This is a genomic window from Corynebacterium riegelii (assembly GCF_016728505.1).
Classification (GTDB): Bacteria; Actinomycetota; Actinomycetes; order Mycobacteriales; family Mycobacteriaceae; genus Corynebacterium; species Corynebacterium riegelii.
Genome location: NZ_CP068159.1, coordinates 417,257 through 440,265, shown reverse-complemented (window position 1 = coordinate 440,265; position 23,009 = coordinate 417,257). Strand labels below are relative to the sequence as shown.

The following is a 23,009-nucleotide window of genomic DNA, read 5'->3' as shown; positions in this document are numbered from 1 at the left end:
TGTATTGCGGCAGCATGTTGCCAAACCGGGGATATCTGCCGCAATTGCCAGCTGTCCCGCCGGAATCGTGAGCTGCGTTCTTCAGTGAGCTGTGTTTTCAGTGACCTGCGCTTTTTCGTTATCGTCTAGCGCTCCTCGTCCGCTGCTAGACGATAACGAGAATCTCGCCAAATGTCTCCATATTCGACATGGGCATTTGGGGCTTGAAATTTAAAGTCGTCTAGCAGGAAACTTTCCCTGCTAGACGACATTTGTTACGTCACCCAATCTGTTGGGTAGGGGGGGCGAGGGGGCACCTTGCCAAGCCTCAAACCTGGCAATTGCCTGTCAAGCAATGCAACTATCCCCGGTTTGGCAACATGCTGCCGCAATTGAAAAAAGGTCCCCCACTGGTCAGAACCCGGTGGGGTCAAAGCCCGGTGGGGTCAGGCCGAGGTACCAAAATTCACAAACGCAACACAAAATAACAAGAAATATCACCAGTCTCCGGCGTGTCACCCTCCTCAAGTCTCAAGTGAAACTTAACCTTTGAGGGACTGACCCCTGACGAGAGGCTGATTCCCATGCGCGACTTCCGCCCCCGCCGTATCTTCGCAGCCCTTGCTGCAACGGCCGTAGTTACCCCGCTGATGATGGCGCCGAATGCGGCGGCGCAGTCTTCGGACCTGTCCAGCGCCATTGGTTCTTCCAACGGCATCAGTGACGGACTGCGTCCGTCGGACCCGCCAAAGCGCACACCGATTGAGGTTGACAAGAACCCGCAGATCCCGAATCTGCCGGAGGGTGTGTCGGTGGATCGTATTGAGTGGTTGACGCAGCGTCGTGTAGCAGTGTTCATCAAGTCCGCTGCTATGCCGGAGCAGCTGATGCAGGTGCAGATCCTGCTGGCGCGTGATTGGCACTCCAACCCGGGCGCGAAGTTCCCTGAGGTGTGGGCGCTCGATGGTCTGCGCGCGCGTGATGATGAAAACGGTTGGACCATTGAGACCAACATCGAGCAGTTTTACGCTGACAAGAACGTCAACGTGATCCTGCCGGTGGGCGGTGAGTCTTCCTTCTATGCAGACTGGCTGCGTCCGGATAACGGCAAGAACTACAAGTGGGAGTCGTTCCTGACCAAGGAGCTCGTCCCGATTTTGAACAATGAGTTCCGCTCCAACCACAAGCGCGCTGTTGTGGGTATCTCCATGGGCGGCACTGCTGCGATGAACTTGGCGGAGCGCAACCCGCACTTGTTCGACTTCGTTGGATCTTTCTCTGGCTACTTGGATACCACGACCACGGGCATGCCGAGCGCGATCAGGGCTGCGCAGATGGATGCTGGTGGCTACAACACGGACGCGATGTGGGGCCCGGCGGGCTCGCAGGCGTGGGTGGACCACGATCCGAAGCTGGGCATTGAAGCTCTTGAGGGCAAGGTTGTCTACGTTTCGGCTGGCTCGGGCCGTGATGATTTCGGTTCCGCGGAGTCAGTGGCTAAGGGCGCGGCAAACCCGGCGGGTAAGGGCCTTGAGGTTATTTCCCGCCTGTCTACGCAGACGTTTGTGGACTACGCCAACCGCACCAACGTCAAGCCGGTCGTGAAGTTCCGTCCGTCGGGTGTGCACTCGTGGGAGTACTGGCAGTTCGAGATGGCGCAGGCGTGGCCGTACATTGCGAATGCGTTGAACTTGCCGGAGGGTGATCGCGGTGCGCAGTGTGCGCCGATTGGTGCGATTGCGGAGGCGACCCAGTCCGGTGTCATCGGTAACTGTGTGAATGATGAGTACGTGGTGGCGGAGCATGGTCGTGCGCAGGACTTCCGTGGTGGTACGGCGTTCTGGTCGCCAGAGACTGGTGCGCATGCGTTGTTCGGCGCGATTTTGGCGAAGTACAACGGCCTGGGCGGCGCCACGGGCTGGTTGGGCTTCCCAACCACGGGTGAGCTGAAGACGCCGGACGGCAAGGGCCGCTTCGTGCACTTCCAGAACGGTTCGATCTACTGGACGGCTGAGACTGGCGCGTACGCAATCCCGAGCGACATGTTCAAGGCTTGGGGTGAGAAGGGCTACGAGACTTCCACGTTGGGCTACCCAGTGGCTGAGGCAACCAAGGTTGGCGAGGGCTACGTGCAGAAGTTCCAGGGCGGTTTCCTGACCCGCAACCCGGATGGCAAGAACTTCCTGGTCTTTGGCAAGATCGGCGAGAAGTACGGCGAGATGGGTGCTGCTACCAGCGCGCTTGGTTTCCCAACTGGCAATGAGATTGCCATCAAGGGTGGTTTCTTCCAGCAGTTTGAGAAGGGCAACATTTACTGGAGCCCGGAGTCTGGCGCACATGCCATCTTCTACGGTGATATTTTCAACGAGTGGGGCAAGCGCGGCTACGAGCAGGGTGAGCTGGGCTGGCCGACTTCGGATATGAAGGACATCCCTGCTGGCGGCTTGACCATTGATTTCCAGCACGGTTCGCTGGATCAGGTCAATGGTGTAGTGATTGCGAGGAAGCGATGAGAGCTTTTCGCTTAACGACGCTCACGTGCACCCTCATCCTCGCCCTCCCGCTGGCCGCCTGCGGCGGCTCGGCGACGGTGTCGAAAACTGACGAGACCGTGACCCCAACCGCGCCAGTGACCAGCACCGAATCAAGTGCTGCTACTTCTGTGACGGAAACTGCACGTGCCACGAGCACGGTGAATCCGGCGCCGGCGCAGTCGGCGGGGCCTGTTGATAAGCCTGCAAGCGCTATTGAGACTTTGCCTGAGCAGGCGAGCCACTTCTCTGCGGAGGAGCAGGCTTACCTGGATTACTTAAGCGAAAACGGGCTGAACGTTGCGGGAGTTGAGGATCAACTCACAGCTACGGGGCTTAATGTGTGCGCGGATGATTTGATCACTCGCGACGCGGTGGCCGGCCAGCTGGTTGAGCAGCGACGTACGGATATGGCTCCGGATGCGCTTGGCCAGCTGATTGTGGACGCCGCTCGCGCCAACCTCTGCTAGGAGCGCCCATGCGCAAATCGCGCAATGTGTTTACTGTTGCCGCCGTCCTTGTTGTGCTGGCGGTGATTGCCCTTGGAATTTTCCAGTGGCAGAAGCCGGGTGACGTGCCGTCGCCAGGCGAAGGCCCCGATACCGATACGAGCGAAACGACGCAGGCCGCACCGCCTGAGCCCGAGTGGTGCCCAGCGGTGGAGTTTGTTTCCGTGCCGGGGACCTGGGAGTCGGCGGCGGATGATGATCCGTTTAACCCGCAGGCGAACCCGGCGAGCTTCATGCTGTCTATTACGCAGCCGCTGCAGGAACGCTACGACATTGGGCATGTCCGTGTGTTCACCGTGCCGTACACGGCGCAGTTTAGGAACATTCAGACGGACCATGGGCGCCGGGAGATGACCTATGACGAGTCCCGCGCGGAAGGCCTGGCCAAGCTAAACGGTGAGCTGAGCTTTGTGGCGGAGCAGTGCCCGAGCACCAAGTTCATCATCGCGGGCTTCTCGCAGGGCGCGGTGATTGTGGGCGATGCCGCGGATGCCATTGGTACGCGTACCGGCGCGATTGAGCCGGAGCGTCTGCTGGGTGCTGTGATGATTGCGGATGGGCGTCGTGAGAATGGCGTGGGTGTGAACCCTGGCGTGGATCTTGCCGGTCAGGGTGCGGAAATTACGATGCAGCCGCTGCAGGCTGTGGTGAACCTGGCTACGCCGGGTGCAACCATGACGGGTCCACGTGAGGGCAAGTTTGGTGAGGTTGCGGACAGGGCGTTTGAGATCTGCGCGCCGAACGACACGGTGTGTGACGCACCGTTCGCTGTGGGTAACGCGATTGACCGTGCGGCCGATTTATTGCTTGCAAACGGTAACCATGCGCTTTATGCGTCCAATCCGGATGTAATTCCGGGTACAACCGTGCCGCAGTGGACGCTCGCGTGGGCGACGTCTACGATAGATACTTTGTAGTACAAAACTATCTCGCGTTTAAGGAGTCCTATGGATATCAGCAGCATCATCCAACGCTTCCTCGATGACAAGGGCCAGGTGAGCATCCCGCCGGGATTCACGCTGCCAGCCATGACCGAAATGCTGTACCAAGCAGGCGAAAAAGATAACGTCAACGTTCGCTTCTGGGACTACTCGCAAAACCCTGATGGTGAAGATGTTGCCTACACTCGCCGCGAGGCAAACACGCGCATCAAGGCAGTTGCTGCCCGTCTGATGCAGGTGGGCCAGCCGGGAGACCGCGTGGCCATCCTGGCAAGCAACTCGCCGGAGTATATTTTCGCGTTCATGGGCGTGCTCTACGCCGGCCAGGTGCCGATCCCGCTGTATGACCCGAATGAGCCGGGCCATGAGCAGCACCTGAAGGCTGTGCTGCATGACTCGCACGCGCAGACGGTGCTGACCAACAAGCAGGGAGCGCCTGCGGTGCGTGAGTACTTCTCCGTGCTGCCGGCCGCTGAGCGCCCACGCGTGATCACTGTGGATGCGTTGCCGGATACGCTCGCTGAGTCCTTCCAACCGCCGGCAGTAGACCCGGCTACCGCAATGGACACCGCACACAACACGGCGTTTCTGCAGTACACCTCTGGCTCCACCAGGAACCCGGCGGGCGTGATGCTGACCAATGAGTCCATTGTCACCAACGTCATCCAGATCTACACCGCGGCGCAGATCAAGGAGCCGATGCGCATTGTGTCCTGGCTGCCAATGCACCATGACATGGGCATTATCCTGGCAACGCTGGCCATGGTGTTGGGTGATGAGTTTGAGATCTTCAGCCCGCGCGATTTCATCCAGCGCCCGGAGCGTTGGATGGACCGCCTGGACCGCCGTGCCGAGGATCCGGAAGACATGCACATCTACACGGTGGCACCGAACTTCGCCCTTGAACTTGCGGCCCGCTACGCGGGTGAGAAGGATTATGACCTCTCCCAGGTTGAGGCTGTGATCTGTGGCTCTGAGCCGGTGACCAAGACCAGCGTTGATGCCTTCTTGGACACCTTCACCCCGAAGGGCCTGGAACGCAAGGCGCTGCGTCCTTCCTACGGTCTGGCGGAGGCCACCTTGATTGTGTCTACCCCGCAGACGGATGAGCGTCCGAAGTTCGCCTACTTCGATCGTGAGGCGCTTGCGCAGGGCCGTGCGGAGGAGTCCGCAGACGGCGTGCCGTTCGCGTCCAACGGCCAGCCGGTGCCGCTGATGAAGTTCGCCATTGTGGACACGGAGAGCCGCAATGAGCTGACGGAAGGCAACGTGGGCGAGATCTGGATCCACGGCGCGAACGTGGCCAAGGGCTACCAGGACCGTGATGAGGAGACTGCGGAGACCTTCGGCAACACCATCGGTGAGACGCTGCAGGAGAACCTGCCGAAGGACGGCTGGCTCAACACCGGTGACCTGGGCGTGCTCCTGAACGGACACCTCTACATCACTGGCCGCGTGAAGGACCTGGTGGTTGTGGCTGGCCGTAACCACTACCCGCAGGACATTGAGGCCACCGTGCAGGAGGCCAGCGAGCACGTGCGTCCGGATTCCGTCGCGGCGTTCGCCGTGCCGGGTGAGGACGTGGAGCGTCTGGTCCTTTTGGTGGAGCGCGCTGACACGGCTTCCGAGGATGGCGACGCTGCCGCAGAGGATGCGATCCGTCTCGCGGTGACCACTAAGCACGGTATTGCGCCGTCTGTTATTGAGTTCTATCCCCCGAATGGCATTGCGCGTTCCTCTTCTGGCAAGATCGCTCGCCGCGTAAACGCTAAGAAATTCATGGAGCGGTAATAAGGTCTGTGTGTATGACTGAACACGAATTGATCCAATGGCTCGAGCAGTGGGTAAAGAAAACAACGGGGGAGGATACCGTTGACCCCGTCAAGCCGCTTGAGTCCTACGGACTTTCGTCTCGGGACGCTGTCATCTTGTCCGGTGAGCTGGAGACCCTCCTAGGCCGCCGCCTGGACCCGACGATTGCGTACCAATACCCCACGATCGCGGAGCTTGCGCGTGCGTTGACGGTGGTGCCGGAAAGGGCGTCACGTGGCCGCAAGCAAGCAAACATAAGCTCCCCCGCGGAGCGCGACATTGCGATTGTGGGTGCGGCCGGCCGCTTCCCGGGCGCTGCCAACACGAGCGAGTTTTGGCAGTTGCTTATCGACGGTCGCGTGAGCACCTCCCCACTGCCCCCCGGGCGCTGGAGCGAGTACTCAGGCGATGCGTACCTGAAAACCAAGATGGCGGAGGAATCCACCGACGGCGGGTACTTGGACGACATCGCCAGCTTTGACAACGAGTTCTTCGGGCTGTCGCCGCTGGAGGCACAGCACATGGACCCGCAGCAGCGCATCATGCTGGAAACGGCATGGGAGGCGCTGGAGGATGCGCACATTCCGGCCGACAGCCTGCGCGGCACGCCTGTCGGTGTGTTCGTGGGTTCCAGCGCGAATGATTACGGGATGTTGATGGGTGCGGACCCGGCGCAGGCACACCCCTATGCGCTGACCGGTGCGTCCAGTGCGATTATCCCGAACCGCATTTCTTATGCTTTCGACTTCCGTGGGCCCAGCATGAACGTGGACACCGCGTGCTCGTCTTCGCTGGTGTCTACCCACCACGCGGTGCGCGCGCTGCGTGAGCACGAGTGCGATGTGGCGCTGGCTGGTGGCGTGAACGTGCTGGCCAACCCGTTTGCGTCGTTGATGTTCTCTGAGCTCGGCGTGATTTCGCCGACCGGTTCGATCAAGGCGTTTTCTGATGACGCAGACGGTATCGTGCGCTCCGAGGCCGCAGGTTTTGTGGTGCTCAAGCGCGTGGCGGACGCGATTGCGGACGGTGACAATATCATCGCCGTGATCAAGGGCTCCGCCACCAACTCGGACGGCCACTCCAACGGCCTGACCGCGCCGAACCCGGATGCGCAGGTGGACGTGCTGGAGCGCGCCTACCTGGACGCGGACATTGACCCGGCTGACGTGGACCTGGTTGAGGCCCACGGCACCGGCACCATCCTGGGTGACCCGATTGAGGCGACGGCTTTGGGCCGTGTTTTGGGACGCGACCGCACGGCTGCTAACCCGGTGCTGTTGGGGTCTGCGAAGTCCAACATCGGCCACTCCGAATCCGCCGCGGGTGTGGTGGCGCTGATCAAGGTGCTGGAGGCGTTCAAGCACGACACGATTCCGGCAACCGCCAACTTCAACGGCCCGAACCGCTACGTGGACTTTGACGCTGAGCACATTGAGGTGGTGGCTGATCCGCGCGAGTGGCCTTGCTACTCCGGCCGCAGGATTGCTGGCGTGTCCGGCTTCGGCTTCGGCGGCACCAACGCACACGTGGTGGTCACGGACTTTGATCCGGCGGACTACGAAGACGATCCGGCTGTTTCTGGTGCTTCCGGTGCTTCCGGTACTGCAAGCACCGGCTTTGCTGGCCTAGACGTGGCCGCGTTGCCGGTGTCCGGCATGCTGCCGAGCCGCAGGAAGGCTGCAGCAGCAACGCTGGCTGATTTCTTGGAAGGCCGCCCGGATAGTGATCTGATTCCGGTCGCGCGCTCGTTGGCCAAGCGAAACCACGGCCGTTCCTCCGCAGTGGTTACCGCTAGCACGGTGGATGAGGCGGTCAGCCGATTGCGCCTGATTGCTGAGGGCAAGGGCGCAGGTATCGCCGTTGCGGATTCCCCGGAAGCACTGGGGCCGGTGTTTGTGTACTCCGGTTTTGGCTCGCAGCACCGCAAGATGGCAAAGCGTTTGATGGAGGCCAGCGAGCTGTTTGCCACCCGCATGCGTGAGCTGGATGAGGTGGTGAAGTTCGAATCCGGCTGGTCCATGGTCGAGCTGGTTGAGGACGACGCACAGACGTACGACACCCAAACCGGCCAGGTGACCATCACCGCCATCCAGATCGCCCAGACGGACCTGCTGGCAAGCATGGGGATCCGACCCGCTGGCGTGATGGGCATGTCCATGGGCGAGATCGCCGCTGCCTATGCCGCAGGTGGCATCACTGATACGGATGCGATGATGATTGCCTGCCAGCGTGCCCGCCTGATGGGCGAGGGCGAAGCCCTGATCGCCGGCACTGATCAGGAAGGCGCGATGGCTGTGGTGGAGCTGGCCGCGGACCAGCTCGTCGACATCGAGGGCGTAGAGCCCGCCGTGTACGCGGGCCCGGGCATGACCACGGTTGGTGGCCCGAGCAAGGCCGTCGACGCCCTGGTGGAGAAACTCACCGCTGAGGAGAAGTTCGCCCGCAAGCTCAACGTGCGCGGCGCGGGACACACCTCCATGTTGGATTCCATCATGGGTGATCTCGCCGGCCAGATTGCTGGCATTCACGCCCGCCCGATCACGGTGCCGCTGTTTTCCTCCGTGGACCAGGGCGTGACCTACCCGGTTGGATCTGTGGTGCACACGGATGAGTACTTCTTGCGCATGACGCGCCAGCCGGTGTACTTCCAGGACGCCACCCAGGCGGCGTTTGATGCAGGGCATTCCACGCTGGTGGAGATCACCCCGAACCCGGTTGCGTTGATGGGCATGATGAACACCGCGTTTGCTGCGGGCAAGCCGGATGCGCAGCTGCTGTTTACCACCAAGCGCAAGCTGGATGAGGCCGAGACCCTCCTGGATCTCGCCGCCAAGCTGTACGTGCAGGGCCAGAAGGTCGACTTCACCGGTTTTTACGGTGAGGGCAAGCGTATCGACGCCCCGCGGACCACCTTCCAGCGCAACCACCTGTGGACTACGTCGCGTCCGCAGTCGGGCGCGGCTTCCGTGAAGCTGCCGAATGGCGTGACGGCGTTCTCCGCACCTGCGGATTCGGTGTTCAGCCCGTACCAGCTCATCGAGTCCGCTGCGGCGGAGGTGCTTCCGGGCTCGCGCGTGGTTGCCACCGAGGAGCATGGGTACCTGCCCGCGGACGGAGACGTGACCACCATGGTCACCACCACCCTTGGCGGTGCGAGCATCCGCGTGTACGACGGTGACACCCTGATCGCGGAAGGTTTTGCCACCACCCTGGGCACGGGCGCGGCACCGCTGGCCGGTGTGACCGAGGTCGCGGCTTCTGACGCAGACGCCCTTTCCGCCTCCGTCGCTGGCTCCGATGACGCCGACGGCATCGAGGCGTTCCGCTGGAACCCGGCAGAGGAGACGGTGGAGGAGCGCCTGCGCGCCATCGTGTCTGACTCCATGGGCTTTGAGGCAGAGGATCTGCCGGATGAGTTGCCGCTGATTGACCTTGGCCTGGATTCGCTCATGGGCATGCGCATTAAGAACCGCATTGAGAATGACTTCCAGATTCCTCCGCTGCAGGTGCAGGCGCTTCGCGACGCTTCCGTGGCCGACGTCATTGCCATGGTCGAGGACGCCGTTGCTGGTAGGGCGGAGGCACCTGAGGCTGATGCTGAGCCTGCGCCAGCTGAGCCTGCCGCAGAGAAACCGGCTGCAGAGAAACCAGCTGCTGGCGGTGCTGGCGCTGCTGGTGTTGGTGTGGCGCCGCGTGATGCGTCGGAACGCATGGTGTTTGGCACCTGGGCGAAGTACGCGGGCGCGGCGGCAGCTGGCGTGACCAGCCAGCTGCCGCAGATCACCAACGAGCAGGCGGAAGAGATTGCCGCGCATCTGACGGAGCGTTCCGGCATTGAGGTCAGTGCCGAGGAAGTGCTGGCTGCGGAAACCTTGGAGCCGTTGGCCAACAAGGTGCGTGAGGGCCTTGAGACCCCGGTGGATGGCAACATCCGCGTGTTCCGCGACGGTGCACCGGATAAGAATCCGGTGTTTGTGTTCCACCCGGCCGGTGGTTCGAGCTCCGTGTATGCGCCGCTTGCGCGACGCTTGGGCGATGACGTGCCGGTGTATGGCGTTGAGCGCAGAGAAGGATCGCTCGAAGAGCGCGCGGCAGAGTACGTGCGTGACATCGAGCGCATCGCGGGTGAGCGGAAGGTGATCCTGGCCGGCTGGTCCTTCGGCGGCGCGTTGGCGTACGAGGTTGCACACCAGCTGGGCAACGAGCGTATTGATTTCATTGCGCTGCTGGACACCACGCAACCGTCGGTGCCGATCCCGCGCACGATGGAGGAAACCAAGGCACGTTGGGGCCGCTACGCCGAGTTTGCAAAGGAGACCTACGGCCTGGACTTCGAGGTGCCGTATGAGCTGCTGGAAACCGCAGGCGAAGAGGCGCTGATGGAGATGCTGCGGGAGTTCCTCACCAACACGGACGCTTCCGAGCACGGTCTGGCCTCCGGTGTGTTGGAACACCAGCGGGCGTCATTTGTGGATAACCAGATCCTGAACCACCTCGACTTCACCCGCTGGGCGGATGTGACAGTGCCGGTGCTGTTGTTCCGTGCGCAGCGGATGCATGACGGTGCGATCCGGTTGGAGCCCAATTACGCCCACATTGATGAGGACGGCGGCTGGGGCAAAATCGTCCAGGATTTGACCATTGTGCACTTGCCGGGTGACCATCTAGCGGTAGTGGATGAGCCGGCGGTAGGCATCGTTGGCAAGCACATGAACGATTGGATCGAAGGCAAGCGATGACAACCGCTGAAAAACTCGCCGATTTGCGCGAGCGCCTAGACAAGGCGCAGGACCCGGGCTCTGAGCGCTCCCGCAAAAAGCGCGATGACGCAGGCATTACCACGCCGCGCCAACGCATTGCGGCGCTTTTGGACGAAGGCTCCTTCGTCGAGATCGGCGCCCTGGCCCGCACCCCAGGCGATGAAAACGCGGTGTATTCCGACGGTGTTGTGACGGGCTACGGGCGTATCGACGGCCGCCCCGTTGCCATCTACGCCCACGACAAGACCGTCTATGGCGGTTCCGTTGGCGTGACCTTTGGCCGCAAGGTGGTCGAAGTGATGGAGTTTGCCATCAAGATCGGCTGCCCGGTGATTGGCATCCAGGATTCTGGTGGCGCGCGTATTCAGGACGCGGTGACGTCTCTGGCCATGTATTCGGAGATTGCGCGCCGTCAGCTGCCGTTGTCTGGCCGGTGCCCGCAGATTTCCATCATGCTGGGCAAGTCCGCCGGTGGCGCGGTGTATGCGCCGGTGACCACGGACTTTGTCATTGCGGTGGATGGGCAGACGGAAATGTACGTCACCGGCCCGAACGTGATCCGTGAGGTCACGGGCGAGGACATCACGTCCGCTGAGCTGGGTGGCGCGCGCCAGCAGGAGCAGGCCGGCAACATTTCTGCCGTTGTGGATTCGGAGGAAGAGGCCTTCGATTTCGTGCGTGACCTGCTAGATCACCTGCCTACTTCCGCGTTTGATGCGGTGCCAACCTTCCCGGCGCCCGCGGACGATGAGCTGGATGATGCCCACCTGAACGAGTTTTTGCCGGATGACACCAACGCTGGTTACGACATGATGGACCTTCTGGTCCAGCTTGGTGATGATGAAGAGCTCGTTGAAATCCAATCCAACTACGCAGAGAACCTCATTTGTGCCTTCGGCCGTATTGACGGCAAACCCGTCGGCTTCGTAGCCAACAACCCGATGTACCTCGCGGGGTGTATCGACGCGGATGCCGCCGATAAGGGCGCGCGTTTTATCCGTACGTGCGACGCCTACAACATCCCCATCGTTTACGTCGTTGATACGCCTGGCTACATGCCGGGCGTGGAGCAGGAGCGTCAAGGCCTGATTCACCGCGGCGCGAAGTTCGCGTTCGCCGGTGTGGAGGCAACCGTGCCGAAGGTGACGCTGATTGTGCGCAAGGCCTACGGCGGCGCGTATGCGGTGATGGGCTCGAAGAACCTGTCGGGCGATTTGAACCTGGCGTGGCCGACGGCGCAGATCGCTGTAATGGGCGCGGCCGCTGCAGCGATTACATTGCAGGGCAAGCAACTCAATGCGATTGAGGACCCGGAGCAGCGCGAGGCAATGAAGAAGATGTTCATGGACTTCTACGACGAGAACATGACCTCTCCGTATGTTGCCGCTGAGCGTGGTTTCATCGATTCAATGATCGAGCCGTCTGAGACTCGCCTTGCTTTGCGGCGTGCCCTGCGCCAACTGGCAACCAAGCAGGAGTTCGACCTGCCTAAGAAGCACACAATTTCGCCACTGTAAAACTCTAGAAACCCCAGTAAGAAAGGTTTTTCCTATGCTCTCCAGCGCTGTAGATATCCTCGGTGACCTGATCAACGGCCTCGTTTGGTTCTTCAACGGCTTGGCATCCGGCAACCCGCTGTACAACTGGGGTTCTTCGTTCTAAGCCCGGGAGCCCTACTTTACTTTCGACGCCACAAAGCGCCACCCCAGCATCAACAGCGCTGACATGATGGTGGCCACAATGACGAAGGACCAGTGCGGAATCGCCTGGTTTCGAATCCCCCAGATGACCAGGCCGGTGATCACGGTGATGCCCCAGATGGCGCCACCCTTGTTGTCGCGCACGATCAGCCAGCCCAGCGTCACGCCAAGCGCGAAGGGCCAGAGGGTGGACAGCCAGCCGGTGAAGGTAAACGGCATGGTTTCGGACTGGTGCGCGGCACGCGCGGCGAGCGCGAAAACGGCAATCGCAACGTAGTCAGCAGCAATAGCGGTGGGGGTCTTGACGGAGGCGTTCTTCATGACCGTAAGCCTAGCCCCATCCGCGCGTAGGTCGTGGCATATACCACCCAGCCGAAGGCTGTGATCAGTGCGAATGAGATGAGGCGGTAGATGAGGGTGGTGGCGGTGGCGTCGCTAAGCGAAAAGCCCCCGGCAACCAGCATGGCAACCGCAACCGGCTCAACCGTGCCTACACCACCTGGAGTGATCTGGGCGGCGCCGGCGAGTTTGGTCATGATGAACGCCAGGCAGATCGCGGAGACGCTGAGGCGTGAATCGGTGACGGCGGCGGCGCACAGGAGGAGCGTCAGTACGTCCAAAAGCCGATTGAGCAGAGAAAACAGCGCAGCGAGTGCGAAAGAGCCGGGGGAGATGCGAATCGCCGCAACCTGGTCGATCAGTGAATGCACACGCGTCGGCGTCCAGCGTTTCAACGCCGCAGGATGCATGATCGCCCAGAACACCGCCGCCATGATCGCCACCGCACCGCCGAGGCTCACAGCGAGCGTGACGGGGGAGAGCTCAGCGCCCAGAAACACCACCGCGGCTACGCCGATCAGCGCCATCCACACGGTGCTCAGCGCACCCGAGACCACGAAAAACCAGCCGCACACGCCCGTGGATGCACCCCAGGAGCGATGCACCCGATACGTCAGCCACGCTGAGATTGCCGGGCCTCCCGGCACCGACGTGGACCAGGCGTTTGAGGCGTACACAATCGCGTTGGTGTTTACCGGGTTGGTCACGCGCCGGTCCGCGTTCACCAAAATCTGCATGACCGCTGACATGGCAAACATGGCCAGGTTCGCGGTCAGCGCCGCGCCAAACAAAAACCCGGTGTCCGCGTGCCGGGCCAGCTCCCACGCCTGGCCCAGAAACGGCATCCGGTCCCGGAACACCACCAGGACCAGCACCAACACCGCAAGTGGTGCGAGCCAGCGCAGCCAGGCTTTAGCGTTCACGCTCTTTAAGATCACGCATCAGCTGCGAAAACGGCACGAGCTGGGAATCTTCATCCACGCTCACCCCGCTGCGGTAGGGCTGCGTGTCCACCACCGTGTCTTCAATCGGGATTTCGCCCTCCGGGCGGGAGCTATTGCTTGCCGACGCCCTACCGAACATCCACCAATTGTCCTCTCCAAGCAAATGCATCACAGCAGGCACAAGTAACAGTCGGATGATTGTGGCGTCGAGCGCCAGCGAGAAGATCATGCCGTAGGCGATGTACTTCATCATCACGATGTCGCTGGCCGCAAACGCCGCGGCAACCACGATCATGATGGCGGCTGCTGCGGTGATGATGCCGCCGGTATGGGCGGTGCCGTCCTTAATCGCCGTGTCCGTATCCGCTCCCTTGTGGCGTGCCTCCACCATGCGGGAGACCAAGAACACCTCATAGTCCGTGGATAGGCCGTACAGGATGGAGATGATCAGCACCAGCACCGGGCTCATCAGCGGGCCGGGTGTGAAGTTGAGCAGGCCGGAGCCCACGCCTTGGACAAAGACCAGGGTGAGGAAGCCAAGCGTTGCGCCGATGCCGAGCACGTTCATGATCACGGCCTTCGCCGGCAGGATCATTGAACGGAACACGATAGCCATCAACAGGAACGTGGCCAGGATCATGTAGAGCGCCATCCATGGCAGGCGTTCCAGCAGCGCCTCGATGGATTCGACCTCCATGGCCGGGGTACCCGCAATGTAGACGTCTACGCCCTCCGGGGTGTCAATGGCGCGCAGCTGGTCGATGACCTCTTGGCCGCCGTTGCGGTCTGCCAGGGGAGCGGAAAGTACGTTCACGCCGTCCGTCGTCGGGCGCGAAGGTGCCAGCGGGGTGGCAAAGCCCTCAACCTGGCGAGCCTGCTGCATGATCGCGCCCAGCTGCTGGTTGTCAGCACCGGAGATCACCAGCTTGACCGGGTCGGTGCGGTACGCCGGGAACACCTCGTTGAACGCGTCCTGTGCTTGGCGGGTCTCCTGCTGCGGCGGCAAATACGACTCATTGATGCCACCGAACGTGATGGTGACAATCGGCACCGTGACCAGCAGCAGCAACGCCGTGACACCGGTGGTGGTGGATTTGGCGTGGCGCATGGCCCAGGACGGCATAGACGTCCACAAACGATGCGGCTTGGTGTTGCTGCGGCGCACCGCCCACTTATCAATCTTTGGCCCCAGCATGCCGAACATGGCCGGAAGCACCGTCACGGAAATGATCGCGGCGAGCAGCACCGCGCTGATCGCACCGTATGCCACCGACTTCAAAAAGGCCTGCGGGAACATGAACAGACCCGACAGCGCCACACCCACCATCAGCGCGGAGAAGAACACCGTCTTGCCAGCCGTGGCGGTGGTTTCAATCACGGCTTCTTCGGTGGTGCGTCCCTTATCCAGCTCCTCGCGGAAGCGGGAGACCATAAACAGGCCGTAATCAATGGCCAGGCCCAGGCCCAGCAGCGTGATAATGGACTGGGAGAAGATGTTGACCTGCTGGAACTGTGCAAGCACGGCCAACAGGGACAGGGATCCGATGATGGACAAAATGCCCACAATCAAAGGCATCGCCGCCGCGATCACGCCGCCGAAGACGAACAGCAAAATGATCGCCACAAAAATCAGGCCGACTTTTTCTGCACGCGCGATGTCGTTGGCCATGCCTTTATCCAAGGCGTCAGCCACCGCGGTTGCACCGGCGATCTGCACCTTTGCGCCTGGGATCTCGATGGCCTCAAGCGCAGGCAAAAGGGAGCGGAAATCCTTCAGCGTCTGCTCACCGTCACCACTCAAGCCAATTGAGGCAAACGCTTTCGTCCCATCCGGCGTCATCAACGCCGCATTCGGGGTGGCAAAGTAGCTGCGGATACCAGCAACCTCAGGACGATCCTTCAGTGCGCTGATCTGCTCGTTTGCTGAAGTAAATACCGCAGGCTCATTCACATCAGCAGCGCTGACAAGCACAATCACGTCGCCGGAATTGTCGCGGCCAAACGTCTCCTGCTCAATCACCGCAGCAGTAGTGGAATCCGCCCGCGGATCTTCCCAACCCTCCTGGGAAAGGCGGTCGCCCAAATGGACACCGAACAGCAGATGCCCCAACGCGATCAGCGCGATCAGAATCACCGGGATGATGCGCCGACCGCGGTACGCAACGCGCCCCCACTGGGCGAATGCACCGTTACTCATGCCCTCATTCACTGCCCGGCCCCCGAAGCACCATGGCCGGTAAGCAGTGCCGCCAGAGGTCTGAACGGCTGCAGCCACGCGCCACCAACCGGCAGGTTGTCCAGGTTCACGCGCGGCAGCGGCTCACGGAACACGCCCGGGATGTCCTCCAAGTCCACAAACTTCAGGTGCTCGGAGTTCACCGCCCACGCGGCGTGTTCGTGGAACCCGATCACGGTCACCGGGATGGTCTGCGCAAGCCGCTCGATCTCTTCTTGGAAGTTCTGGCCGTCTGCGGACGCCACCACCAGGCCACGCAGCACGCCCTCGTCTACACGGCGTTGAATGTGATCCAGCATGTCCTGGTCCACATCAGAATCCTCGCCGTCCTTCGGCTTGGCAAACACGGCAAAACCCACGTTGCGCAGCGCCTCAACCCAGGGGCGGACCGAATCCGCACTTGCCGGGGAGACGTTGGTAAACAAGGTCGCCTCTGGCTCTGCGCCGTAACGCGTGGCCTCACCAACCAGCCAACGACCAACAGCGTCAAAACGCGGGCGGTGCGACGCTGTTGGGCGGCCACCCAGGATTGCGCCCAAGCCCATGTCTAGGTTCGGCGCGTCCCAAACCAGCAGGTAGCTTGCAGGCCCCGGTGCTGCGCCTGGGGTGTACGGGTGGATTTTGTCGTGCAGGTCCATGTAGGGTTACTTCTCCCCAGTCTTCTCTTCGCGCTCATCGCGCTTTTGCCAGAGGTACTCGCGGATCACGTGATCCTTATCCAGGCCCTTGCCCTCAAATTTGGTGATCACCTGGCGATCCGTCAACAGCGGGGCATCCTCCCACGGCCAGCCCTTGTACTCCAGGCTCGGCTCCACGTTCACCAGCTCATCGATCCACTCCGCGTAATCCGCGTGGTCAGTAGCTACGTGCAGCACGCCTCCTGCTTTAAGACGGCTAGCTATCAAATTCAACGTCCCCGACTGGATGATCCGACGCTTGTGGTGACGCGCCTTCGGCCACGGGTCCGGGAAGAAAATACGCACGCCGTCCAAAGACTCCGGGGCGATCATGCGGGCAAGGACCTCAACGCCGTCGCCACGCACCATGCGAATGTTGTCAATCTCACCACGCACAACCGAGCCCAAGAGCTTGGCCAAACCCGGCTTGTACAGCTCAACCGCAATAACGTTGGTGTCCGCCTCCAGCGGTGCCATCGCCGCGGTAGACGTGCCGGTGCCGGAGCCGATCTCCACAACCGTGGGGTGGCCAGAGCGGCCAAACCAGGCGTCTACATCAATCAGCTCATCAGCCAAAATGCGGCCCAGCCGCGGCCAGTGCTGTTCAAACAACGCCTCTTGGTTATCCGTCAGCGTGCCGCGGCGAAACGTCACGGAACCCAAACGGGGGTAATCCAACCCGGTATCAAACTGGGTTTGCATCGGCCTGCCGGAGGGCAGCTCGGAAATGTTTTGTGCCTCTTTATTCATTGCCTCAATTGTCCACATGACGTGCATCGGTGCAAGTAAGCGCGCCGGGAGAGAAAAAGTCTGCGTCTATAAGCAAAAGCTCTGTAGTGTTGGGAGGTAGGGACTGTACTTACTAAGGCCAAGGAGTAACCATGACTGCAGTGCAGCGATTGGAAGGCACGCAACCTACGGACAACCAGGCACTGATCGCCTGGATCAACGACGCAGTAGAACTGTTCAACCCAGACCGCGTGGTGTTCGCGGATGGCTCCCAGGAAGAATGGGACCGCCTCGCCGCCGAGCTGGTTGAAAAAGGCACGCTGATCAAACTGAACGAGGAAAAGCGACCGAATTCCTTCCTCGCTCGCTCCAACCCGTCGGATGTGGCACGTGTGGAATCCCGCACCTTCATCTCCACCGAGAAGCAGGAAGGCGCGGGCCCAACCAACAACTGGATGAAGCCGGAAGCGCTCAAGGAAGAGATGCTTGAGCACTTCAAGGGCTCCATGAAGGGCCGCACGATGTACGTCGTGCCGTTCTGCATGGGTCCGATCACGGACCCGGACCCGAAGCTGGGCGTGCAGCTGACTGACTCTGCCTACGTGGTGATGTCTATGCGCATCATGACCCGCATGGGCACCGAGGCACTGGACAAGATCCAGGGCGACAACTTCGTGCCCTGCCTGCACTCCGTGGGCGCACCGCTGGAGCCGGGCGAGGAAGACGTTGCATGGCCGTGCAACGAGACGAAGTACATCTCCCAGTTCCCGGAGACCAAGGAAATCTGGTCCTACGGCTCCGGCTACGGCGGCAACGCCATCCTGGCCAAGAAGTGCTACGCGCTGCGTATCGCATCCGTCATGGGCAAGGAAGAAGGCTGGATGGCGGAGCACATGCTCATCCTGAAGCTGACCTCCCCAGAGGGCAAGGTTTACCACGTCACCGGCGCATTCCCGTCCGCATGTGGCAAGACCAACCTGGCCATGATCACCCCGACCCTGGAAGGCTGGAAGTCCGAGGTTGTGGGCGACGATATTGCGTGGCTGCACCTGCGCGAGGACGGCCTGTACGCCGTCAACCCGGAGAACGGCTTCTTCGGCGTTGCGCCGGGCACCAACTACGCTTCCAACCCGATCGCCATGCGCACCATGGAGCCGGGCAACACCCTGTTCACCAACGTCGCCCTGACTGATGACGGTGACGTGTGGTGGGAAGGCATGGACGGCGACGTACCGGAGCACCTCATTGACTGGCGCGGCAACGACTGGACGCCGGACGATGAGCGCAAGGCCGCGCACCCGAACTCCCGCTACTGCGTGGCAATTGAGCAGTGCCCGACCGCTGCACCGGAGTACAACGACCCGGCTGGTGTGAAGATTGACGCGATCCTCTTCGGCGGCCGCCGCCCAGACACCGTCCCGCTGGTTACCCAGGCACACAACTGGAACCACGGCACCCTGATCGGTGCGATGCTCTCCTCCGGCCAGACCGCAGCATCTGCTGAGGCCAAGGTTGGCTCCCTGCGCCACGACCCGATGGCAATGCTGCCGTTCATTGGCTACAACGTGGGCGACTACCTGCAGCACTGGATTGACATGGGTGCCAAGGGCGGCGACCGCATGCCGGCCGTCTTCCTGGTCAACTGGTTCCGCCGTGGTGATGACGGCCGCTTCCTCTGGCCGGGCTTCGGCGACAACTCCCGCGTGCTCAAGTGGATCGTGGACCGCATCGAGGGCCGCGTTGGTGGCAACGAGACCGTCGCTGGCCTGACCGCTCGTGCAGAGGACATCGACCTCACCGGCCTGGACATCCCGTTCGAGGATGTGCAGGAGGCCCTCTACGCAGGTCCTGACCTGTGGAAGAACGACGTCGAGGAGGCTCACGAGTACTTCGAGGAGCTCGGCGCCCGCGTGCCGAAGGAGATCTTCGACGAGCTCGGCCGCCTGGGCGACCGCGTGAAGGCCGCCAACAAGGCGACCCGCGAGTGGCTGGAGTCCACCGGCCAGGCGTAGTGGTTTCGTGTCAGGAGCTGCTGAAAATGCTTGACTAGAGCAGATTTAGTCATGTAGCTTTAGTAGCGGAAAACTTCAGACAAGATCTGTTGTTAATTTTGCAGGATGCCCGCCGTGAGGCGGGCATTTTGTTATTTTCTAGCCTTATGGTCTTATTCGGGGACTAAAGGTGGGGCGATCGACTAATTGATACGACCGCGCTGGCACCGGTCTAGCGTCATTATCTGTGAAGTGTGAGGAATGTTTCAGGGCATGACCCTTTTGTTTGGACTAGGTTTAGTTCGCACAACGCAGAAAGTTGCACAACATCTTACTGTGATGTAATGTAATGTACATTGTCGGTTGAAGTGGCCTTGTGCCTTGTGGGTCCAAACAGGCGGCTACTTTCATAGACCTGATCCCTGTCTCGGTCTCGATCACGATTTTATTAAGTATTTGTTTATGGATCGTTGTACGAGGAAAGGCGGAATGGCTTATGGATGAAATTGCTCTGACCTTGAGTTTTTACTCGCCTCTGGTTGATGTTTTTTCGCTAGTCGCGGGGCCCCTTGAGTCGACAATCCCTCGGAAACATCCGAGGGTTTTTATATTTCGGTCAGTCTCTTTAACCCTTCTGCAACACAAGGACGAGGTTGGAAACGGCGAACTCGCGAAGCAGCGGCACGCGAGTGAGCCACCACGCCCACCACGGGTGGTAGCGGGGAAACGCGAAGGCAAGCTGGCCGGTGGACTCGGCCCAGCGCAGGCCCTCAGCGGCGGAGACGGCGAAGAGGGTTTCGCCAAAGCGATTCTTCGGCTCGTGCCCATGCACCCTCGTGTACCTGCGCCGCGCAAACTCCCCGCCCACGTAATGCGGCCACACGCCGGTCTCGTGGCCGCCGAACGGCCCGAGCCACACCGTGTAGCTCACAACGACAAGGCCGCCGGGGCGGGTCACGCGCTGCATCTCACGCGCCATGGCCTGCCAGTCGGGGATGTGTTCGGCCACGTTGGAGGAAAACGTGATGTCGAAGGTGTTGTCCGCAAAGGGCAGTGCAAGCGCGTCGCCACGCACGGCGCCGTAGCCGCTGATGCCAGCGGCGCTCATTTCAGATACGTCCGGCTCAAGGCTTACGTACTGGGTATCCGAAAATACGTCGGCGAAATACCCCGGTCCGCCACCTACATCCAGCACGCGTTGGCCGGCCAAACTGCGGTTGGTCAGGTCGTGCGTGAGGGCGCTAATAAGCATATGCGTATCGCGCGCCAACCCTTCGTAGAAGATCCGCGGGCGGAATTGTTCGTAAGTGAAGGAGCGCAGCAGGCGCAGCGAACGTCGAAGCGTGGCTAGTCTGCGGGTACGGTACATACCGATGAAGATACTGCTGATGTGCTGGCGCGATTCAACCCACCCGCAAGGCGGTGGCTCGGAGCGCTACCTTGAGCGTGTCGGCGAGTACCTGGCGGCGCAGGGCCATGAGGTGATTTACCGCACCGCAAAGCATACGGATGCGCCGCGGCGCAGCACTAAAAATGGGGTGCGTTATGAGCGCGCCGGCGGCAAATACGGCGTCTACGTGCTGGCACCGCTGTCGATTCTGCGTAACCGGCCGGACGTGGTGGTGGATACGCAAAACGGCATCCCGTTTTTCGCCCGCCTGTTTTTCCGTCCAACAGTGCTGCTCACGCACCATTGCCACCGTGAACAATGGCCGGTGGCGGGTCCGATCATTGGCCGCTTCGGCTGGTTTTTGGAGTCCAAGATCGCGCCACGGATATATCGCGGGGCGAGGTATGTGACGGTGTCGGAGGCGTCGAAAAGCGAACTGCTCTCCCTCGGTGTGACTGAGCCGATCGACATTGTGGAAAACGGGGTAGACCCGGTGGCGAGGGGCATCTCTTTGCTTGACGACGCCCACGTCCACCTCATCACCGTCTCCCGCCTCGTCCCGCACAAGCGTATTGAGCTTGCGATTGATGCCGTCGCCGCGATTGAGGGGGCGGTGCTGGATGTGGTCGGCTCCGGCTGGTGGGACGACAAGCTGCGCGAATACGCGCACAACCGTGGTCTGGGGCCGGACAAAGTGGTGTTCCACGGGCACGTCTCCGAGGAACACAAGCACGCGCTTCTGCAGCGTGCCGCGGTGCACCTGCTACCTTCGCGCAAGGAGGGGTGGGGGATTGCGGTGATTGAGGCTGCGCAACACGGCGTGCCAACGGTTGCGTTTTCCTCCGCCGGCGGCGTGCGCGACTCCATCGTGGACGGCGTGACCGGCCGCCTTGTTGCTGACGGCGAGTCCTTTACCGACGCCGTCATTGAAACCATGCGCGGCGATTATGACCAGGCTGCTCGCGCATGGGCCGCGCAGTTCTCCTGGGAGGAGACGGGGCGCCGGTTCGAGCAAATACTTGAAGAAGTTGTCGAGGGCTGTGATGCCGAGGGACCGGCTAGATGAGCTGGCTAGATGAGCTGGCTAGATGAGCTGGGTGGACCAGTTCAGCTGCTGAATCTTGGTGTCTAGCTGGCGGTACTCAGCCGATGCGGTATCGGCCATGGTGCGCAGCTGGGCCACATCCACGGTAGGGATGAAGCGCACCTCTGAACGGGAGTAGCGGTTCTGGCGTGCAGAGCCGGCGTCCGCAACATGCGTGTACAGGCGGCGGGCGCGCAGCAGTGCATCTCGACGCGCAATCGCATCCGTCAGCGTCGCCCCCTCAAACGAGGTCTGCGAGTTGGTGTGGTTAATGCGACGCACCAGCGTCTCAATCTCTTGCAGAAGCTCCGCGGCCTCGTTGAGCAAGGCAGTCGGGTCCTCAGCAGGCGTGTCGCCTTCCTGGATCAGCGCGCCTTCCGTCAGACGCTGCGTCAGAGCGTTGAGACGGTCCTGTGCCTCAGCGCGGCGGGCGAGTGCTTCTGCAAGCAACATGCTGGTTCTCCTTCTGTGTTTATGTCCCCGTTCCCAACCCTCACCTGCACGTAACTGCTGCTTCAAACTCCCAACGCCGCGGTAATAACTGGTAATCAATGCTAACCCTGGTGTGGGTCAATGCCCGTGTGCGTTATGCAGGCTACAAAACTGTGCTGTGGGCAGAGTCGAACTGCCCGGCCCTAATGTGTAGCCACAGGGCGCCACAGAGCTGCCATAACCCAGGCAGTGGAGGGGTTCTTGGCGTTCGCTGAGTTTTTTGCAGGCAGCCCGTGCAGGCTACCGACATGGTCCAAAGCCTAGCAGATTGTGGTCTGCGCGGAGCCGGCCCTGGCTCCGCCCTGGTTCGTTGCCGACTGTGCGCCCGTTATCAGACCCGGCTATGCGCCCGTTTTTGGCCTTTACTTGACATAACGTTTGTCTGCTAGAGGAGCTTGCGGGTTACTAGCACACAACGCATTTTCGACGATTTGTCTCAACAACCGACCTGCAGAAATAGGGGGCGATAAAAAATGTCTGCTAGTGAGACGCGGCGTCTCACTAGCAGACAAATGCAGTTATGGATTTCAAGCTATGAAGTCTTGCACAGTAATGCGCAATCTTGCACAGTAATGCGCAATCTTGCACAGTCTTACGCGGAAGCCGGGAAGAGCTCGCCTGCGTACAGGCGGTTCTTCATTTCCTTCTCCACCAGGATCGGCAGGAAGTCTTCAACCTTGGCGCCTGCGCGGCGGCTGCGAAGTACTGCATCGAAGGCGTCGCCGATCTCGATGGCGTCGAAACGGTCGGACCACTCAGCGATCAGGTCTTCGCGGATGTTGCGCAGGGCGCGCTCGCGAACGATGGAGAAGTCGATGTTGTTGATGTCCTTGGGGCTACGCATTGTTCTGGTTCCTTTCAAATGAGTTGCGTGGTTACGCGGCTCGTATGTGTG

General features: G+C 61.2%; 16 protein-coding genes. 8 read left to right on the top strand and 8 right to left on the bottom strand.

The genetic code is table 11. The annotated features are described in order from the left end of the window. The first annotated feature begins 563 nt into the window (after window positions 1-563). The 6 genes from I6I71_RS01985 to I6I71_RS01960 are packed head-to-tail and all read left to right on the top strand — an operon-like array spanning window position 564 to window position 12,049. A complete protein-coding gene (locus I6I71_RS01985) occupies window positions 564-2,492 on the top strand; it encodes an alpha/beta hydrolase-fold protein (RefSeq protein WP_201821891.1) in 1,929 nt (642 codons plus the stop codon). Next, a complete protein-coding gene (locus I6I71_RS01980; RefSeq protein ID WP_201821889.1) occupies window positions 2,489-2,980 on the top strand; it encodes a DUF732 domain-containing protein in 492 nt (163 codons plus the stop codon). Before I6I71_RS01985 ends, I6I71_RS01980 begins: the two co-directional genes overlap by 4 nt. Window positions 2,981-2,988: 8 nt before the next feature. Continuing rightward, window positions 2,989-3,936, top strand: a complete 948-nt coding sequence (locus tag I6I71_RS01975) for a cutinase family protein (protein WP_201821887.1) — start codon at window positions 2,989-2,991, stop codon at window positions 3,934-3,936. A gap of 30 nt (window positions 3,937-3,966) precedes the next feature. Then, a complete protein-coding gene (locus tag I6I71_RS01970) occupies window positions 3,967-5,751 on the top strand; it encodes a FadD32-like long-chain-fatty-acid--AMP ligase (protein ID WP_201821884.1) in 1,785 nt (594 codons plus the stop codon). A gap of 14 nt (window positions 5,752-5,765) precedes the next feature. Next, complete coding sequence (pks13, locus tag I6I71_RS01965; RefSeq protein ID WP_201821882.1) at window positions 5,766-10,511, top strand: polyketide synthase Pks13; 4,746 nt, start codon at window positions 5,766-5,768, stop codon at window positions 10,509-10,511. After that, complete coding sequence (locus tag I6I71_RS01960; RefSeq protein ID WP_070494567.1) at window positions 10,508-12,049, top strand: acyl-CoA carboxylase subunit beta; 1,542 nt, start codon at window positions 10,508-10,510, stop codon at window positions 12,047-12,049. Before pks13 ends, I6I71_RS01960 begins: the two co-directional genes overlap by 4 nt. Before the next feature lie 156 nt (window positions 12,050-12,205). Here the strand turns inward: I6I71_RS01960 and I6I71_RS01955 are convergent, their stop codons facing one another. Genes I6I71_RS01955 through trmB form a run of 5 tightly spaced genes read right to left on the bottom strand, consistent with a single transcriptional unit; the run spans window position 12,206 to window position 17,178 of the window. Next, window positions 12,206-12,553, bottom strand: a complete 348-nt coding sequence (locus tag I6I71_RS01955; RefSeq protein ID WP_201821880.1) for a DUF3054 domain-containing protein — start codon at window positions 12,551-12,553, stop codon at window positions 12,206-12,208. Next, the gene (locus I6I71_RS01950) at window positions 12,550-13,494 is read right to left on the bottom strand and encodes a lysylphosphatidylglycerol synthase transmembrane domain-containing protein (RefSeq protein ID WP_201821878.1); all 945 of its coding nucleotides are present in this window, start codon (window positions 13,492-13,494) and stop codon (window positions 12,550-12,552) included. Before I6I71_RS01950 ends, I6I71_RS01955 begins: the two co-directional genes overlap by 4 nt. After that, window positions 13,484-15,712: an MMPL family transporter gene (locus tag I6I71_RS01945; protein WP_201821876.1), complete on the bottom strand. Its 2,229-nt coding sequence runs from the start codon at window positions 15,710-15,712 to the stop codon at window positions 13,484-13,486. The genes I6I71_RS01950 and I6I71_RS01945 overlap by 11 nt, the downstream gene beginning before the upstream one ends. An 8-nt stretch (window positions 15,713-15,720) precedes the next feature. Continuing rightward, window positions 15,721-16,389: an NYN domain-containing protein gene (locus I6I71_RS01940; RefSeq protein WP_201821874.1), complete on the bottom strand. Its 669-nt coding sequence runs from the start codon at window positions 16,387-16,389 to the stop codon at window positions 15,721-15,723. Between the two features lie 6 nt (window positions 16,390-16,395). Continuing rightward, the gene (gene trmB / locus I6I71_RS01935; protein WP_236587347.1) at window positions 16,396-17,178 is read right to left on the bottom strand and encodes a tRNA (guanosine(46)-N7)-methyltransferase TrmB; all 783 of its coding nucleotides are present in this window, start codon (window positions 17,176-17,178) and stop codon (window positions 16,396-16,398) included. 131 nt (window positions 17,179-17,309) lie between these two features. On the opposite strand from trmB, the gene I6I71_RS01930 reads away from it, so the two are divergent. After that, window positions 17,310-19,169: a phosphoenolpyruvate carboxykinase (GTP) gene (locus tag I6I71_RS01930; RefSeq protein ID WP_201821869.1), complete on the top strand. Its 1,860-nt coding sequence runs from the start codon at window positions 17,310-17,312 to the stop codon at window positions 19,167-19,169. Window positions 19,170-19,773: 604 nt separating this feature from the next. On the opposite strand, the gene I6I71_RS01925 is transcribed toward I6I71_RS01930, so the two are convergent. Next, window positions 19,774-20,517: a class I SAM-dependent methyltransferase gene (locus I6I71_RS01925; RefSeq protein WP_201821867.1), complete on the bottom strand. Its 744-nt coding sequence runs from the start codon at window positions 20,515-20,517 to the stop codon at window positions 19,774-19,776. A 4-nt stretch (window positions 20,518-20,521) separates the two neighbouring features. Between I6I71_RS01925 and I6I71_RS01920 the strand changes: the two genes are divergently transcribed. Beyond that, window positions 20,522-21,604: a glycosyltransferase family 4 protein gene (locus I6I71_RS01920; protein WP_201821865.1), complete on the top strand. Its 1,083-nt coding sequence runs from the start codon at window positions 20,522-20,524 to the stop codon at window positions 21,602-21,604. Window positions 21,605-21,622: 18 nt separating this feature from the next. Here the strand turns inward: I6I71_RS01920 and I6I71_RS01915 are convergent, their stop codons facing one another. Further along, window positions 21,623-22,075, bottom strand: a complete 453-nt coding sequence (locus I6I71_RS01915; RefSeq protein ID WP_201821863.1) for a DIP1984 family protein — start codon at window positions 22,073-22,075, stop codon at window positions 21,623-21,625. 631 nt (window positions 22,076-22,706) lie between these two features. After that, window positions 22,707-22,958: a three-helix bundle dimerization domain-containing protein gene (locus I6I71_RS01910; RefSeq protein ID WP_070464932.1), complete on the bottom strand. Its 252-nt coding sequence runs from the start codon at window positions 22,956-22,958 to the stop codon at window positions 22,707-22,709. Window positions 22,959-23,009 lie beyond the last annotated feature (51 nt).

Bases quoted from the DNA above. Each gene is read 5' to 3' on its own strand.
- I6I71_RS01925 (WP_201821867.1), bottom strand. From the start codon at position 20,517: ATGTACCGTACCCGCAGACTAGCCACGCTTCGACGTTCGCTGCGCCTG.
- I6I71_RS01945 (WP_201821876.1), bottom strand. From the start codon at position 15,712: ATGAGTAACGGTGCATTCGCCCAGTGGGGGCGCGTTGCGTACCGCGGT.
- I6I71_RS01955 (WP_201821880.1), bottom strand. From the start codon at position 12,553: ATGAAGAACGCCTCCGTCAAGACCCCCACCGCTATTGCTGCTGACTAC.
- I6I71_RS01970 (WP_201821884.1), top strand. From the start codon at position 3,967: ATGGATATCAGCAGCATCATCCAACGCTTCCTCGATGACAAGGGCCAG.
- I6I71_RS01980 (WP_201821889.1), top strand. From the start codon at position 2,489: ATGAGAGCTTTTCGCTTAACGACGCTCACGTGCACCCTCATCCTCGCC.
- I6I71_RS01985 (WP_201821891.1), top strand. From the start codon at position 564: ATGCGCGACTTCCGCCCCCGCCGTATCTTCGCAGCCCTTGCTGCAACG.
- I6I71_RS01920 (WP_201821865.1), top strand. From the start codon at position 20,522: ATGAAGATACTGCTGATGTGCTGGCGCGATTCAACCCACCCGCAAGGC.
- pks13 (WP_201821882.1), top strand. From the start codon at position 5,766: ATGACTGAACACGAATTGATCCAATGGCTCGAGCAGTGGGTAAAGAAA.
- I6I71_RS01975 (WP_201821887.1), top strand. From the start codon at position 2,989: ATGCGCAAATCGCGCAATGTGTTTACTGTTGCCGCCGTCCTTGTTGTG.
- I6I71_RS01915 (WP_201821863.1), bottom strand. From the start codon at position 22,075: ATGTTGCTTGCAGAAGCACTCGCCCGCCGCGCTGAGGCACAGGACCGT.
- I6I71_RS01910 (WP_070464932.1), bottom strand. From the start codon at position 22,958: ATGCGTAGCCCCAAGGACATCAACAACATCGACTTCTCCATCGTTCGC.
- I6I71_RS01940 (WP_201821874.1), bottom strand. From the start codon at position 16,389: ATGGACCTGCACGACAAAATCCACCCGTACACCCCAGGCGCAGCACCG.
- I6I71_RS01930 (WP_201821869.1), top strand. From the start codon at position 17,310: ATGACTGCAGTGCAGCGATTGGAAGGCACGCAACCTACGGACAACCAG.
- I6I71_RS01960 (WP_070494567.1), top strand. From the start codon at position 10,508: ATGACAACCGCTGAAAAACTCGCCGATTTGCGCGAGCGCCTAGACAAG.
- trmB (WP_236587347.1), bottom strand. From the start codon at position 17,178: ATGAATAAAGAGGCACAAAACATTTCCGAGCTGCCCTCCGGCAGGCCG.